This window comes from Streptosporangium amethystogenes (assembly GCF_000721075.1).
Taxonomy (GTDB): domain Bacteria; phylum Actinomycetota; class Actinomycetes; order Streptosporangiales; family Streptosporangiaceae; genus Streptosporangium; species Streptosporangium amethystogenes.
This window is the reverse complement of record NZ_JOEQ01000010.1, coordinates 244,547-261,832: the sequence shown is the minus strand read 5'-3', so window position 1 is coordinate 261,832 and position 17,286 is coordinate 244,547. Positions and strand designations below refer to the sequence as shown.

Annotated in this window: 7 protein-coding genes; 5 read left to right on the top strand and 2 right to left on the bottom strand. The window is 69.4% G+C overall.

Features of this window, described 5'->3' with window-relative positions:
• Window positions 1-201: 201 nt before the first annotated feature.
• Window positions 202-891, bottom strand: a complete 690-nt coding sequence (locus IG98_RS46960; protein ID WP_157594373.1) for a CAP domain-containing protein — start codon at window positions 889-891, stop codon at window positions 202-204.
• Window positions 892-1,398: 507 nt separating this feature from the next.
• Between IG98_RS46960 and rplM the strand changes: the two genes are divergently transcribed.
• From rplM to IG98_RS0117060, 5 genes are all read left to right on the top strand, one after another.
• Window positions 1,399-1,842 (top strand): 50S ribosomal protein L13, encoded by a 444-nt coding sequence (gene rplM / locus IG98_RS0117080; RefSeq protein ID WP_030912864.1) that lies wholly within the window; start codon window positions 1,399-1,401, stop codon window positions 1,840-1,842.
• Window positions 1,843-1,911: 69 nt separating this feature from the next.
• Complete coding sequence (gene rpsI, locus IG98_RS0117075) at window positions 1,912-2,433, top strand: 30S ribosomal protein S9 (RefSeq protein WP_030912863.1); 522 nt, start codon at window positions 1,912-1,914, stop codon at window positions 2,431-2,433.
• Between the two features lies 1 nt (window position 2,434).
• Complete coding sequence (glmM, locus tag IG98_RS0117070) at window positions 2,435-3,790, top strand: phosphoglucosamine mutase (RefSeq protein WP_030912862.1); 1,356 nt, start codon at window positions 2,435-2,437, stop codon at window positions 3,788-3,790.
• Window positions 3,791-4,113: 323 nt separating this feature from the next.
• Entirely contained in the window at window positions 4,114-15,801 is an 11,688-nt protein-coding gene (locus IG98_RS0117065; RefSeq protein ID WP_051752255.1) for a DUF7927 domain-containing protein, read from the top strand.
• A gap of 67 nt (window positions 15,802-15,868) precedes the next feature.
• Window positions 15,869-16,519 (top strand): DUF11 domain-containing protein, encoded by a 651-nt coding sequence (locus IG98_RS0117060; protein ID WP_030912859.1) that lies wholly within the window; start codon window positions 15,869-15,871, stop codon window positions 16,517-16,519.
• 49 nt (window positions 16,520-16,568) lie between these two features.
• Here IG98_RS0117060 and IG98_RS0117055 read toward each other — a convergent pair whose 3' ends face one another.
• Window positions 16,569-17,285: an ABC transporter permease gene (locus tag IG98_RS0117055; RefSeq protein WP_051752253.1), complete on the bottom strand. Its 717-nt coding sequence runs from the start codon at window positions 17,283-17,285 to the stop codon at window positions 16,569-16,571.
• Window position 17,286 lies beyond the last annotated feature (1 nt).

The window sequence follows — 17,286 nt, the reverse complement described above, 5'->3', positions numbered from 1 at the left end:
GCGCCTGCACAGGTGGCGCCTGCACAGGTGGCGCCTGCGGCGCTCGTGGGGACTCGGGGGCACGGTTGTGCGGCGAGGCGCCAAACCAGTGCTGGCCCTGTGCGGGCGGCGACGCGTCAGGCTGGTTGTAAGGCTGGCGGCGCGGCGGCTCCACGGGAAAACCCATGCGCCGAGCGTAGCCCGGTATCGGGTCCGGTCGGCTCAGGAGTATCCGAAGTCCTGGGTCCACCACGGCCCGTCGGGTCCCTGGACGGCTCCGACGCCGGTGGCGGTGAGTTCGCAGTTGAGGATGTTGCGCCGGTGGCCGCTGGTCTCCATCCAGTTCCGCACCGCCTCGTCGGGAGAGGTGTAGCCGCGCCCGATGTTCTCCGCGCCGCCGTCACGGTAACCGGTGGCGTCCATTCGCTCCCAGGGCGACGTGCCGTCGGGAGAGGTGTGGGAGAGGTTGCCGGCGGACGCCATCCCGGCCGAGTGTCTCCTGGCGGACAGGATCAGCCTCCGGTCGATGCGGAGTGGTCCGCACCCGGCCCGCCTGCGCTCGATGTTGATGAGCCTGACGACCTCGCGCTCCATCGCGCCGAGGGCGGAGGTGGTGGTGGCGTCGTCGTCGCCGTTGCCATTGAGCAGGTAGCGAGAGGGGCCGTCGTCGCCGGATCCGCCGGGCTTCGTGTCGGCGTCGTGGGTGGGGCGCGGGCGCCGGTCCACCGGGACGTCGGGGAGGGCCGAGGGGCGGGCGACCCGGGTGAGCGGAGCCCGCTCCACCTGCCCGGCCAGGGCGCCGTTGCTGGGCGTGGGTCTGGTCGACCCGGGGTTGTTCAGGTAGATCTGGTCGGCTGCCTCCTCGTCACGGCTGCCCCGGCCGATGATGAAGCCGACCAGCAGAACCGTCATCAGGCACACGAACACCCCCATACGACGCAGGCGCGCTCGCTGGGCATGCCCGGGGTGAGGAAGCTGCCACATACCGCTATCAAAGATAGAGATGTTTGCGGTGAGGAAAAAGAGAATGGTGAGAACGTGTTGGAACCGTCACGGATCCATGTTCCTCGCCCGGCTCCGGCGCCGGGCTTCCCCGGGAACCCAGGCCTTACCTGCCCGGCCACGGCTGATCGCCCGCCGGTGCGTGGCGGTTCCCGGGTACTGCCGGGTCCCAGGTAGAATGCCAGGGGCACCGCCGGAGAGTCATGTCTTTTTTGACTCGTGCTCATCCGCGCGGGTACTCTGCTAGTTCGTTGTGTGCGAATTGGTCTCCTCTGCAGACCGATACGCGGCGCGTCCGGCGTCATCTCCTCTGTTCTGGAGACGGAAGGTCCGGGCTGTCGTGTGCCCGCACCTACCGACCCATGTTGCTGTCATCTCCGACAGCGCCGAAGACGCGACCAAAGAAGGCATACGACCGTGCGCACGTACACACCCAAGCCTGCCGAAGTCGAGCGTCAGTGGCACATCATCGACGCCACCGACATCGTGCTTGGCCGGCTGGCCAGCCACGTCGCGATCCTGCTTCGCGGTAAGCACAAGCCGACCTTCGCCAACCACGTCGACACCGGTGACTTCGTCATCATCATCAACGCCGACAAGATCGCGCTGACCGGCAACAAGCTTGAGCAGAAGAAGGCTTACCGCCACTCGGGCTACCCGGGCGGTCTGCGTTCCATGACCTACGGCGAGCTCATGGACAAGCGTCCTGACCGCGCCGTCGAGAAGGCCGTGAAGGGCATGCTGCCCAAGAACGCCCTCGGCCGGAAGATGATCAAGAAGCTCAAGGTCTACTCCGGTTCCGAGCACCCGCACCAGGCGCAGCAGCCGGCGCCCTTCGAGCTCACCCAGATCGCCCAGTAGTCGCTAGCTGCTTGTCGCCAGCAGCGTTGGCCGACGGCCGACGCCGAGTAGGAAAGTTAGAGGAGAACCGTGGCTGAGCCCACCGGTGTCGAGACGCCCATCGAGGGCGATCAGGAAGCGTACTCCGCGGAGGAGTTCCCCTCCGAGTACACCTCCGAGTCCACTGTCAGCGGCGATGTCGCCGTCCGCAAGCCCATCACCACCGGCAACTCGTACGGCACTGGGCGCCGCAAGGAGTCCGTCGCCCGCGTGCGCATCGTGCCGGGCACCGGCAAGTGGACGATCAACGGTCGTACGCTTGAGAACTACTTCCCGAACAAGGTCCACCAGCAGATCGTCAACGAGCCCTTCGTGGTTCTTGGCGCCGAGGACCAGTTCGACGTCATCGCCCGCATCAACGGTGGCGGCGTCACCGGCCAGGCCGGTGCCCTGCGCATGGGTCTCTCCCGCGCGCTGACCGCCCTGGACGTCGAGGTCAACCGCCCGCCGCTGAAGAAGGCAGGCTTCCTGACCCGTGACGCCCGCGCCACCGAGCGCAAGAAGTACGGTCTCAAGAAGGCCCGTAAGGCTCCGCAGTACAGCAAGCGTTAAGTTGGGGCGCCTTTTCGGCACCGACGGGGTACGTGGGGTCGCGGGACGCGACCTCACGGCCGAGCTCGCCATGGACCTGTCCGTGGCCGCGGCTCATGTCCTCGGCGATGCCGGGGCGTTCAACGCCAGCGTCGGGCGGCGAGGCCGTCCCGTCGCCGTCGTGGGCCGGGACCCCCGGGCTTCAGGAGAATTCCTGGAGGCCGCGGTGGTCGCCGGCCTTGCGTCGTCTGGCGTGGACGTTCTCCGGCTCGGCGTGCTGCCCACCCCGGCGGTCGCTTACCTGACCACGGCTCTCAGAGCCGACATGGGCGTGATGATCTCCGCCTCCCACAACCCCGCCCCGGACAACGGGATCAAGTTCCTCACCCGCGGCGGCTACAAGCTGCCGGACGCGGTGGAGAACGAGATCGAGCAGCGGCTCGGCGAGAAGTGGGAGCGCCCTGTCGGCGCCTCGGTCGGCCGCGTACGCGAGGCGTACGGCGAGGCCGACCGTTATGTGTCCCACGTGCTGTCCACGGTGGACTGCCGTCTCGACGGCCTCAACGTGGTCCTCGACTGCGCCCACGGCGCCGCCCACATGGTGGCTCCCGAGGCGCTGCTGCGGGCCGGGGCCACGGTGGAGACGATCGGGGCGCGCCCCGACGGCCTCAACATCAACGCCGGGGTCGGCTCCACCCACCTGGACAAGCTCCAGCAGATCGTCGTCTCCCGCGACGCGGATGTGGGCATCGCCTACGACGGCGACGCGGACCGTTGCCTAGCCGTCTCGCACACCGGCGAGGTCGTCGACGGTGACCAGATCATGGCGGTGCTGGCCATGGCCATGCACGCAGAGGGGAAGCTGGTCGGCGACACCGTGGTGGCCACGGTCATGTCCAACCTGGGTTTCAAGCTCGCGCTCAAGAGCGCGGGGATCGACGTGGTGGAGACCGCCGTGGGCGACCGCTACGTCCTGGAGGCCATGAGGGCGGGCGGTTACAACCTGGGCGGCGAGCAGTCCGGCCACGTCCTCATGCTCGACCACGCCACCACCGGGGACGGCCTGCTGACCTCGCTGCACCTGCTGGCGGTCGTGGCGCGGGCGAAGAAGTCGCTGGCGGAGCTGGCCTCGGTGATGACCCGCCTGCCGCAGGTCCTGGTCAACGTCAAAGACGTCGACCGGGCCAAGGCCTCGGCTCCGGAGCTGGAGGCCGCGGTCGCCGCCGCGGAGTCGGAGCTGGGGGAGACCGGCCGGGTGCTGATCCGGCCGAGCGGCACCGAGCCGATGATCCGCGTCATGGTCGAGGCCGCCTCGGCGGAGCAGGCCGAGCAACTGGCGGGCCGGCTGGCCGAGGTCGTCCGTACGGCCTGCGTCTGAGGGGGCCGGTGACCGTCCGGGAGCGACCACTCTAGAGACGAATATCGAAAGCACGGCCCACACTCCGGTGTGGGCCGTGCTTTTTGTCATTCCCTGCTTGGTTTGTTGGATCATGCCTGCTTCTGTCCACCGCCACGCCGGAGTTCACGCTGATTGACACTCTGGGTCGCTGATCAGACACTTTCAGTGGTTGAGGCGAGATTTCCGCCGGGAAACAACACTCATCGAATCGGCGGCCCGATCCTGGCCGCCGACGTCCACGCTGCTCTCGCGGCGCCCGTAGGGCGGCCGGCCGCTGACATCGTGATCGATCGGAGGGTGGCGTGTCACCGTTCACCATTGCCCGAGGCGCCGGCCCGCTGTCGCTGCCAGAGCGGGGGCTCGCCAGATTTCTCACCCTGGCCCTGCTCGGCACCTCCGTGGTGCTGACCCCGGCGGTTCCCGCGTCGGCGGCCGGCACCGTCGTGTTCAACCAGCCCTTCCACAACAACACGGCGGACGGCGACGGTGCCGTGGTGTTGCCCGCGCTACCGGCCGGCCTGAGTGTGACGAACTTCGCATGCCTGACCGCTTCGGGGAACACGAGCACCGGTGTGCTGCGCAGCTGTACCGGAAACCTGGACAGTCCGGGTTCCGGCGAGCTGCGCCTGACGAACAACACGACCAACAAGGTGGGCGGCGTCTTCAGCGCGGTCAGCGTGCCCACCTCGCAGGGGCTCGACGTCACCTTCAACACCTACCAGTACGGCGGGAACAACGCCGACGGCATCGCCTTCGTGCTGGCCGCCGTCGACCCGGTCACCCCTCAGTCGCCGGCCAACATCGGTCAGCTGGGCGGAGCGCTGGGCTACACCGGGACCAACAGCCTCGCCGGTCTGGCCTACGGCTATCTCGGCATCGGCCTTGACGTGTTCGGAAACTACAGCACCAGCACCTACCAGGGAACAGGCTGCGCGAATCCGGCCTATATCAGTACGACCGGCGGCAAGGTCGCCGGTCAGGTCGTCGTGCGCGGGCCGGGCAACGGCACCGTCGGCTACTGTGCGATCAACAGCACGGCCACCTCGACGACCTCCGCCGCCCTCCCCCTGCGGGCGGCCACCCGCACGGCCGTCCCGGTCCAGATCGGTATCAATCCCACGAGCTCCACGCAGACCACCGCCAGTGGTCTGACGGTCCCGGCCAACAGCTACCAGGTGGTGGTCACCCTGGTCGGCGGTGCCACCAGGACTCTGACCGGGACGCTTCCCACCGTCGCCGCCGGCCTGTACCCGTCGAGCTGGCTGACCTCCGCGGGGATCCCCCGGCAGCTGGCGTTCGGCTGGGTGGGCTCCACCGGGGCGGTGACCGACTTCCATGAGATCGGCGAGGCCAAGGTGACCACGATCAGTGCCGTCCCCGAGCTGACCGTCGCCCAGACGAGTTACAGCGTCACGAGTCCGCAGCAGGGCAACCCGGTGACCTACAACGTCGTCGCGGGAGTCGGCGTCGGTATCGCGGAGGCTGCCCCGATCTCCATGACCCAGACCATGCCCGCGGGGGTGACGCCGGTGGGCGCGTCCGGCACGGGGTGGGTGTGCGCGGCGCCGTCGGGGCAGTCCATCACCTGTACGAACAGCAACGGCCCGTTCCCGGCGGCGGCGACGTTGCCGCCGATCACCGTACACGGCGTCGTCACCGGAAGCAGCGTCACGTCGACGCTGATCCAGACGGCGACCGTGGTCACCTCGTCGTCCGTCGACGCCAACCCCGCCTACTCGACGACGGCGACCGCCGGTACCCTGCCGTCGGCGCCCGGCGGTGTCGCGCTGAGCCCGAACTCGGGCACGATCGCCGGTGGCGAGGCGGTGACCGTGAGCGGGACGAACATCTCCGGTGCCACCGCCGTCGAGATCGGCACCACCGCCCAGCAGCAGGCGGGAACCTCGGCGGTCCTGCTCCCGTGTCCCACCGGGGTCACCAGCGGCTGCTTCGTCAACAACGGCAACGGCACCCTGACCATCCCCTCCATGCCCGCGCGGGCCACGGCCGGCACGGTCAATGTCACGGTCGTCACCCTGGGACGCGCCGGGTCCGCGACCTATACCTATATCTCCGCCCCCTCGGCGCCCGCCACGCCCACCGCGGTGGCGGGGAAGACCAGCGCGGCGGTGAGCTGGACGGCGCCGGCCGGTAACGGCAGCACCATCACCGGTTATGTCGTCACGCCCTTCATCGGCGGGGTGGCCCAAACCCCGCTGTCCTTCGACGCCTCGGCCACCAACAGGACGCTGACCGGGTTGACCGCGGGCTCGTCCTACACGTTCACCGTCGCCGCGGTGAACGCGGTCGGCACCGGCCCGGCCAGCGCCGCTTCCAGCGCGGTCACCCCCTACGACGTCCCCGGCCGGCCCACCGTCACCTCGGCCACGGCGGGCACCTTGTCGGCGAACCTCACCTGGACGGCGCCGGCCGGCAACGGCAGCACCATCACCGGTTATGTCGTCACGCCCTACATCGCCGGGGTCGCGCAGTCGACCCAGACGTTCAGCGGCACCGTGACCACCCAGACCGTTACCAACCTGACAGCGGGGATCTCGTACACCTTCACCGTCACCGCGGTGAACGCGGCGGGTTCCGGACAGGCGTCCCTGCCCTCCGGCGCGGTCGTGCCGAACACCTCGCCGAGCTTCACCTTTTCCCCGCCGCCCGCCGGCGAGGTGAACGTCCCCTACAGCGTCTCGCTGACGGTCACCGGGGGCACCGCGCCGTACACCTGGTCGGTCAACGACGGTAGTCTGCCGCCCGGTCTGACGCTGAACGCCTCCACCGGTCTGCTGTCGGGCACCCCGACGGCGGGAGGCAGCTACTCCTTCAGCGTACGGGTGACGGACGCCAGCGGTGCGCGTGTCAACCGCGATGTCACCATGGTCATCACGGCGGCGCCGGTCCTGACGTTCGCGGCACCGCCCAATGGCGCGGTGAGCATTCCCTACAGCGTCCCGTTGACGGTCACCGGGGGCACCGCGCCGTACGTCTGGTCGGTCACGGCGGGCAGCCTGCCACCGGGGCTGTCCCTGAACGCCTCCACCGGTCTGCTGTCCGGCACCCCGACGGCGGGAGGCGCCTACTCCTTCTCCGTCAGGGTGGTCGACGCGCTGAGCCAGAGCAGCATCAGGACGGTGAGCCTGACGGTCGCGGCGCTGCCGGCGTTCACCTTCACCCCGCCGCCGACCGGCCAGGTCGGGGTCGCCTACAGTGTGCCGCTGACCGTGAGCGGTGGTACCGCGCCGCTTGTCTGGTCGGTCGGCGCGGGTAGCCTGCCGCCGGGGCTGTCCCTGAACGCCTCCACCGGCGTGCTGTCCGGCACCCCGACGGCGACGGGCACCTACCCGGTCACCTTCCGGGTGGTCGACGCGAACGGTCTGGCAGCCACCCAGTCCGCGACCCTCGTCATGGGGACCGGGCCCCTGGTCATGGTCAAGACCGCCAATGCCTCCTCGGTGGTCCCCGGTGGCACGCTCAAATACACGATCACTGTGACCAACACCGGGGCGAGTGCCTTCACCGGGGTCACGTTGAGCGACCCGCTGGCGGACGTCCTCGACGACGCGATCTACAACGCCGACGCGACCGCGAGCAGCGGCTCGGTGTCCGTGGCCGGTCAGACCCTGAACTGGGCCGGCAACGTGGCGGCGGGGGCGACCGTGACCATCGGCTACTCGGTCACGGTGAGCAGCCCAGGCACCGGTAACAAGGTGCTGGCAAACGCGGTGACCTCGTCGACGATCGGCAGCACCTGTCCGGCAGGCGGCAGCGACCCCCGATGCTCGGCCACCGTGACCGTGTCCGGACTGGCCATCGTCAAGGTCGCCAGCCTCTCGACGACGACTCCCGGTCAGACGATCGGCTACACCGTCACGGTGACGAACAACGGCCAGACTCCGTACACCGGGGCGACGTTCACCGACGCGATGGCCGGCCTGCTCGACGACGCCGTCTACAACGCCGACGCGATCGCGTCGAGCGGCAGCGTGTCGTACACCAGCCCCAACCTGACCTGGACCGGGAACCTCGCTCCCGGGGGGAGCGCGAACATCACCTACTCGGCCACGGTGCGAAACCCCGACACCGGGGATCGGACCGTCTCCAACACGATCACCTCCGGCACTCCCGGCAGCACCTGCCCGTCCGGCAAGCAGGGTGCGCAGTGCACGACCGCCGTCACGGTCCTGATTCCAGGTCTCACCTTCAGCAGCAGCGCGAACGCGGCCACCACCACGCCGGGTTCGGTGGTGAACTACACGTTGACGGCCTCCAACACCGGGCAGACCCCGTACGTCGGGACGAGCTTCACCGCCTCCCTGCTGGGTGTGCTGGATGACGCGACGGGCAACGGCGACATCGCGGCGACGTCGGGCACCGTCGTCAACAACCCGAACGGCACCTTCACCTGGACCGGTGACCTGGCCGTCGGCGCGACCGTCACCATCACCGGCTCGGTCACCGTGAACAATCCCGACACCGGCGACAGGGTTCTCCGGACCGCCGTCACCTCCGCCGCGCCGGGTAACAACTGCCCGGTGGGCAACCAGGGGCCCGGGTGCTTCAGCACCGTCACGGTCCTGATCCCCGGCCTGACGATCGCCAAGTCGGTCGGCACGTCGACCAGCACCCCCGGCTCGGTGGTGAACTACACGGTGCTGGTCACCAACTCGGGGCAGACCGCCTACACCGGCGCGACGTTCGCCGACGCGCTGGCCGGGGTGCTCGACGACGCGACCTACAACGCGGACGCCGCCGCGACCAGCGGTTCGGTCGGCTTCGCGGGTTCCACGCTGACCTGGGCCGGCAACCTGGCGGTCGGCGCGAGCGCCACGATCACCTATTCGGTCACCGTCAACAACCCCGACACCGGGAACAGGACACTGACCAACACCCTCACCTCATCCACCGTCGGGAGCAACTGTCCCACGGGCGGTAGCGACGTCCGGTGCGCCGCCGTCGTGACGGTCCTCATCCCGCGGTTGACGGTCACCGACAAGACCGATGTGTCCACCACGGTCCCGGGCGGCGTCGTGACCTACACGCTCACGCTGGCCAACACCGGTCAGACCCCCTACGCGGGCATCGGTGCCACGTTCACCTTCGCCGACATGCTCGATGACGCGACCTACAACGGCGACATCGTGACCAGCTCTGGCAGTATCGGGTTGAACCCGAACGGTTCGATGTTGTGGACGGGGGATGTCGCGGTCGGCGCGACGGTTACCATCACCGGTTCGGTCACCGTCAACAACCCCGACACCGGGGACAAGGCCCTGAGCACCTCCATAACGTCCGCCGCGCCCGGCAGCACCTGCCCGGTCACCGGCACGCGGGCGGCCGGCTGTTCCTCCGTCGTCACCGTCCTGGTCCCGGCACTGACGATCACGAATGTCGCCGACACCCAGACGACCACGCCGGGCGGCACGGTCACCTACACGACGACGGTCACCAACACCGGGCAGACCCCCTACAGCGGTGCCCAGGTCACCAACCGGCTGGCCGAGGTGCTCAACGACGCCGACTACAACGGTGACGCGACCTCGACGACCGGCACGGTCGCCTACGCCGGCCCCGACCTGACCTGGACCGGCGATCTGGCGGTCGGGGCGAGTGCGACGATCACCTACTCGGTGACCGTGAACGATCCCGACTTCGGCGACAGGCGGATGCTCAATGTCGCGGTGTCGTCCGCCCCTGGCAGCACCTGCCCGGCGGGGAGCGCCGACACCGCGTGCGTCTCGACGGTGGCCGTCCTGGTGCCGGGGCTGACCATCGCGGCGAGCGCGGACACCGGCACGACGACGCCAGGGGCCACCGTCAACTACACGGTCACCGTCACCAACTCCGGGCAGACCCCGTACACCGGGGCCGCCGTCACCGACCTGCTGGCCGGGGTGCTCGACGACGCGACCTACAACGCGGACGCCGGAGCCACGACGGGTACGGTCACCCTCGCCGGGTCCAACCTGGGCTGGACCGGTGACCTGGCGGTCGGGGCGAGCGCGACGATCACCTACTCGGTCACCGTCGACAATCCCGACACCGGAGACGCGCTGCTCTCCAGCACCGCCGTCTCGTCCACCACGGGGAGCAACTGCCCGGCAGGGGGCACCGATCCGCGCTGCACCGTCGTGGTGGCGGTGGCGCGGCTCGTCATCTCCCAGAGTTACGTCGGGAGCAGCGCCACACCGGGCTCGACGATCCGGCTCAACGCCACCTTCACCAACACCGGGAAGGTCCCCTACACGGGGATCAGCATCTCCAGTCCGATCGCCGGCACCGTCGACGACGCCGTCCCCAACGGTGACCAGACCGCGAGCTCGGGGACGCTGGTCCTCAGTGCCACGGCCATCACCTGGACCGGCAACGTTCCCGTCGGAGGCACCGTCACGGTCACCGGCACCCTGACCGTGAAGAATCCCCCCACCGGGGACAAGATCGTCACCGGCACCCTGGTCTCGGCCGCTCCCGGTAACAACTGCCCGGCCGGCGGCTCCGACCCTCGCTGCACGGCCCTGCTCAACGTCGTCGTCCCCGGCCTGACGATCACCAACACCGCCGACACCCCTGTCACGGTCCAGGGGGGCACCGTCAACTACACGGTCACCGTCACCAACTCCGGGCAGACGCCGTACACCGGTGCGACGTTCACCGAGGCGCTGGCGGGCATGCTGGACAACGCGCTCTACAACGGCGACGCGGCGGCGACGACCGGCACCGTCTCCTTCGCCACCCCCAACCTGACCTGGAGCGGTGATCTGGCGGTCGGGGCGAGCGCGACGATCACCTACTCGGTCACCGTGCGAAACCCCGATCCCGGCGACAGGAACCTTACCGGCACGATCTCCTCGCCCACCACCGGCAGCAACTGCGCCCCGGCGAGCGGTAACGCGCAGTGCACCAGCAACGTGATCGTGCTCGTCCCCGCGCTGACCATCGTCCAGACCGCCACTCCCACCACGGCGGTGCCGGGGAGCACGGTCACCTACACGACCACCGTCACCAACACCGGGCAACTCCCCTACACGGGGGCGACGTTCACCGACTCGTTGGCGGGCATGCTGGACGACGCGGTCTACAACGCGGACGCGACCGCCTCCGGCGGCAGCGTGTCGTACACCGGCCCCGACCTGACCTGGAGCGGTGATCTGGCGGTCGGGGCGAGCGCGACGATCACCTACACGGTCATCGTCGACAATCCGGTGATCGGTGACGCGACCCTGGTAAGTGCGATCACCTCCACCGCCGCAGGCAACAACTGCCCGTCCGGCGGGACCGACCCCCGCTGCGGTAGCGGTGTTCCGGTCACCCAGACCACCTCGCTGACCTTCGGCAAGGCCGCGAGCACCCCCTCGGCAGGGCAGGGCGAGACGGTCACCTACACCGTCACGATCAGCAACAGTGGGCTGACCCCTTACGTCGGGGCGACGTTCACCGACGATCTGACCGACGTCCTGGACGACGGGACCTACAACAACGACGCCGTGGCAGGCTTGGGCACCGTCGGCTACACCGCGCCCAACCTGACCTGGACCGGAACCGTCCCTGCCGGTGGGTCGACCACGGTCGTCTACTCGGTGACGGTGCAGACCTCACCCGACGGGACCCTCGTCAACACCCTGGTGTCGGATTCACCGAACGGCAACTGCGCCGCGGCGAGCACCGACCCGCGCTGCTCGGTCACGGTGACCGTGGCCAAGCTGACCATCGTGACCACCTCCGACGCGGCGACCTACCTACCGGGCGAGGTGGTGCACTACACGTCGGTGATGACCAACGCCGGACAGACGCCGTACAACGGGATCAGTGTGCTGTTCAACGGGATAGAGGGCGTCGACGACAGCGTGCCCAACGGGGACCAGAGCGCCACCTCCGGGTCGCTGACCCTGGGGCTCGACGGGCTGACCTGGACCGGGAGCATTCCGGTGGGCGGCAGTGTCACACTGACCGGCAGCGTCACGGTGAACAACCCCGACACCGGCGACAAGCTGATCACCCTCACCTCGGTCTCCTCGGCGCAGGGCAGCGCCTGCCCGGTGGCGACCGCTCCCGGCTGTACCAACTCGGTCACCGTGCTGACCCCCGGGCTGACGATCACCAAGACCGCCGACCGGAGCAGTGTGGTTCCAGGTGCTCCGGTGGCCTACACCGTCACGATCGCCAACAGCGGGAACAGTGCGTACACCGGGGCCGTCGTCACCGACACGCTGACCGGGGTGCTGGACGCGGCGGCCTACAACGGCGACGCGGCGGCGACGACCGGCACGGTCGGCCTCGCGGACGAGGTCCTGACCTGGACCGGTGATCTGGCGGTCGGCGCGACCGCGACCGTCACCTATTCCGTCACCACCACCAGCCCTCCCACCGGTGACAAGTTCCTGAGCAACGCCGTCGCCTCCACCGAGATGGGCAGCACCTGCCCGCCCGGCAGCGGAAGCTCGGCCTGCCGCTCGGGGGTCGTCGTCCTCACGCCGATCCTGACGATCGTGAAGACGTCCAGCGCCACGTCGACCACTCCGGGGGGTACGGTCACCTACACGATCACCGTCACCAACACCGGGCAGGTCCCCTTCGCGGCGGCGACGTTCACCGACGCGCTGGCCGGGGTGCTGGACGACGCGGCCTACAACGCCGACGCGAGCGCCACGCGCGGCAACGTCACCTTCGCCGACTCCAACCTGACCTGGACCGGAGCTCTCAACCCCGGCGACGGGGCCACCCTCACCTACAGCGTCACGGCGGACACCCCCGGTACCGGTGACCAGAGGCTGACCAACACGGTCACCTCGGCCACCGCGGGCAGTACCTGCCCGACCGGAAGTACCGACCCCCGCTGCTTCGACGAGGTCCTGATCTCAAGAATCAAGATCACTATGACGGCGGACGTCGTCACCGCCGTCCCGGCCGAGGCCGTCGACTACACGGTCACGATCGCCAACACCGGGCAGGCGCCGTACGACGACACCGTCGTGAACAGCCTGCTCGCCGGTGTTCTCGACGACGCGGTCTACAACGGTGACGCGACCGCCTCGGCGGGCAATCTCATCTTCACCCCCGCGAGCGGTCAGCTGACATGGACAGGTCTCCTCGCGGTCGGCGCGACCGTCACGGTCACTTTCTCGGTGAGGGTGCGGAACCCCGACCCGGGCGACAAAGTGCTGAACGCCGTCGCGACCTCCAGTACCCCGGGCAACAACTGTCCCGCCGAGAGCACCGACCCGCTCTGCGCCTCGACGGTCACCGTGCTGACCCCCGTACTGACCCTCTCCAAGAGCGTGGACCGGACGACCGTCACTCCCGGTGGGACCGTCACCTACACGATGACGGTCGCCAACACCGGCCAGACCCCGTACACCGGGGCGACGGCGACCGACGACCTCACGGCGGTGTTCCCTGACGCGGTCTACAACGCCGACGCGAGTGCCACGAGCGGCACCGTCACCTTCACCGGCCCCACCCTGACCTGGACCGGTGACCTCGCGGTCGGCGCGACCGCGACGATCACCTACTCGGTCACCGTGCTGGACCCCGATCCGGGTGACAAGCTGATGGTCAACCGGGCCTTCTCCGACACGCCGGGCAGCACCTGCCCGTCCACCGCCTCCGCCCCCGCCTGTACGACGCTCGTCACCGTGCTCGTCCCGGCACTGACCATCGTCAAGACCGCCGACACGGTGACCACGACCCCCGGGGCCACGGTCGGCTACACGATCACGGCCACCAACACCGGGCAGACGGCCTACACCGGGGTGACCATCACCGATCCGCTGGCGGCGGTGCTGGACGACGCCGCCTACAACGATGACGCGACCGCCGTCACGGGCACGACCGGGTTCGCCGACCAGACCCTGACCTGGACCGGTGACCTGGCGATCGGAGCGACGGTGGTCATCGGTTACTCGGTCACCGTCAAAAACCCGGACACCGGCAACCTACTGCTCACCAACACCGTCGCCTCCGGTGCGCCGGGCAGCACCTGTCCGGCGGGCGGCACCGCCCCGGCCTGCACCTCGACGGTGGCCGTCCTCGTTCCCGGCCTGGCCGTCTCCATCGCCGCCGACCAGGCGACCACGACCCCCGGCGGCGTCACCCGGTTCACCGTCACGATCGCCAACACCGGCCAGACCCGGTACGAAGGCGTGAGCGTGGCGAACGATCTCGGAGAGGTGCTGGACGAGGCCGTCTACGACGATGACGCGACCGCCACCTCCGGCACGATCGCCATCGCCGATCAGGTGCTGACCTGGACCGGAGATCTGGCGGTCGAGGCGACCGCGACCGTCACCTACACGGTGAAGGCGAACGACCCCAACACCGGAGACACGAGCATGACCAGCGTCGTCTCCTCGTCCGCGCCGGGCAGCACCTGTCCGGTGGGCGGCACCGCCCCGGCCTGCACCGCGACCGTCACCATCCTGATCCCGGCGTTGAGCATCGCGATGAGCGCGGACACGGCGACCACGACCCCCGGTGGCACGATCGGTTACACGATCACGCTCACCAACACCGGGCAGACGGACTACGCCGACGCCTCCGTGGTCGCCGCGCTCAACGGGGTGTTCCCGGACTCGGTCTACAACGAGGACGCGAGCGCCTCCACCGGCGTCTTCGACTACACCGCGCCGAGCCTGACCTGGACCGGCGCCCTCGCGGTCGGTGCGAGCACCACGATCACCTACTCCATCACGGTGAAGGATCCCGACCCCGGCGACAAGGCCCTGACCAGCTACGTGAGCTCCACCGCACCGGGCAGTAGCTGCCCGGTGGGCGGCACCGCCCCGGCGTGCGCGACGCTCGTGCGCGTCCTGGTGCCGAGGCTCACGATCACGCAGACCGCCGACACCGGTGTGGTCGTCGCGGGGAGCGTCGTCCGTTACACGGTGACCCTGTCCAATACCGGCGAGACCGCCTACGCTGGAGCCGCGTTCACCGAGTCGCTGGCCGGGGTGCTCGACGATGCCGCCTACGGCAACGACGCGACCGCCTCCGCCGGCACCGCCACCTTCGCCGACGACGTCCTCGGCTGGAGTGGCGACCTCGCGATCGGTGCCACCGCCACGGTCACCTACTCGGTCACCACCGGCTATCCCCCTCCGGGGGACAAGGTCCTGACCGGCACCGTCGTCTCCAGCACCGCCGGATCGACCTGTCCTGCGGAGGGAGACGATCCGCGCTGCACCACGACCGTCACCGTGCTCACTCCCGGCCTCACCATCGTCAAGACCGCGAACAACACCGGTGCCGTGGTGGTGGACGACGTGGTCCGGTACACGATCGTGATCACGAACACCGGCGAGGCCCCCTACCCGGCGGCCTCGGTCACCGACTCACTGGCCGGGGTGCTCGACGACGCCGCCTACGGCAACGACGCGAGTGCCTCCTCAGGAACCGTCACCTATGCCGACGGCGCCCTCGGCTGGACCGGAGCGCTGCCGGTGGACGCGAGCGCGGTCGTCACCTTCAGCGTGCGCACCGATGAGGAACAGATCGGCGACGGGGCTCTGGACAACCGGGTCACCTCGGCGACCGTCGGCAGCAACTGCCCCGTCGGCGGCAGTGACCCCGACTGCTCGGTCCAGACCGTCGTGACCCCCACCAGCATCAACCTCACCGAGCTGACCAGTGCCTTCACCCTGGCCGGCAATCCGGACTCGACGGTCCGCGACAACGGGGCCGTGACCATGACGGTCACCACGAACAGCCCCGACGGCTACACGGTCACCGTGCAGGCGACGTCCACCGAGCTCACCTCGGACCAGGTGGGCAACGACGCCACCATCCCGATCGGGAACCTGCGCGTGCGCGAGAGCGGCACGTCGACCTTCCACACCCTTTCGGCGACCACCCCGGTGCTCGTCCACAGTCAGCCGGGGCCGTCCTCGCCCAACGGAGACGCCATCGGCAATGACTTCGAAGCCGACATCCCCTTCGTCCCGGTCGGCAGCTACTCGGCGACGCTCACCTACGTCGCGGCGGCCAGTTGACGCGGTGGGAGCGACATCCCGGCGCGCGTCACTCACCCGGTACACGAGCAACGTGAAGGAGAAAACCATGGCAGTGATCACGCGGCGTGCCGCCGCTCTCTGCGCTCTCGGCACAGTCCTGGTCGTCGTCCTCGCATCACACCCGGCGGCGGCGTCCACGCTCAAGCCGCACCCCGACGACAAGGAGGGGAAGGCGGTCGCGGCGGCCGTACCCAGCCTGAGCATCAGCATCGACAACGGCCGGACCACCGCCGAGGAGGGGGACAGGCTCACCTACACCGTCACCGTCCGCAATGTCGGCACGACCCGGGCGCGCGGGCTCGATCTCACCCAGACCCTGCCGACCGGTCTCAAGTTCGTCTCGGCGGACGGCCGAGGCTCGGCCTCGAAGGGGCAGGTCCACTGGAGCGTCGATGTGCCGCCCGGAAAAGACGCCACCTTCCACACCACCGCGGAGGTGGGGGCCACACCGGAGGACCTGCTGCGCCTGGCCAGCATCGCCTGCGCGAGCATCGAGGGAAGCGACAAGCCGATCGTCTGCGCCACCCACTCCGACCAGTTGCCGGCCGGCGCGGCGGCCGAGGCGGCCGCCCACGAGGCGGCCGGCCCCGTGACGAGCCGCCTGTGGTACGCGGGTGCGGGCGCCGCCCTGCTGGCCCTGCTGCTGACCGGGCTGCTGCTCCTCCGCCGCGCCAGGCTCCGTCGCCACCCCTCGTGACAGCGAGGTCGTGTGCCCCCGCGGAAGGGGGCACACGACCTCGGACGGCCTACTCGTCGCCGGTGAGGGAGAAGCCGCGGAGGCGCTGGCCCGACCAGACCACCGCGCCGACGGTGACGATCAGCAGCGCCGGTACGGCGAAGCCGAGGGTGATCTCGGTGGAGAAGAACGGCGAGGAGGACACCTGGTCGGCGATCGACTGGGCCCACTGCTGGATGGAGAACCTCCGGGCACCGGGGACGAAGTTGCCCACCACCCCCTCCCAGACGAGCGCGTAGACGATGCCGATGGTGACCGCGTGCCGGGTCAGCACGCCCAGCAGCATGAACACCGCCGCGTACGCGATCCCGCCGACCAGGGCGCCGAGGGCGAAGCCGTAGGCGATCCCGGATTCGAGGTTGACCAGCAGGTAGGCCGCGACAAAGGTCGGTACGGCGGCGAACAGCGCGAGCATCGAGGCGGCGACCGCGAACTTGGTCTGCGCGATCACCGGGCGGGAGATCGGCTTGGCCAGCAGGTGGATGATCGTGCCGTCGTCGATCTCGGGGGCGATCACCCCGGTTCCGGCGATCAGGCCGAGCAGCGGCAGCATGGTGCCGATGGCGAAGGTCCGCATGAGCGTGACCGCGGTCCGCTCGTCGGCGGCGCCGATGAGGTTCAGCAGGGTCGCCATGGCGACCAGCACCAGGGGCAGCAGGATCAGCAGCCAGATCCGGCGGCGGCCGAGAAGGGCCCGGTAGGAGATTCCGGCGATGACACCGTTCATG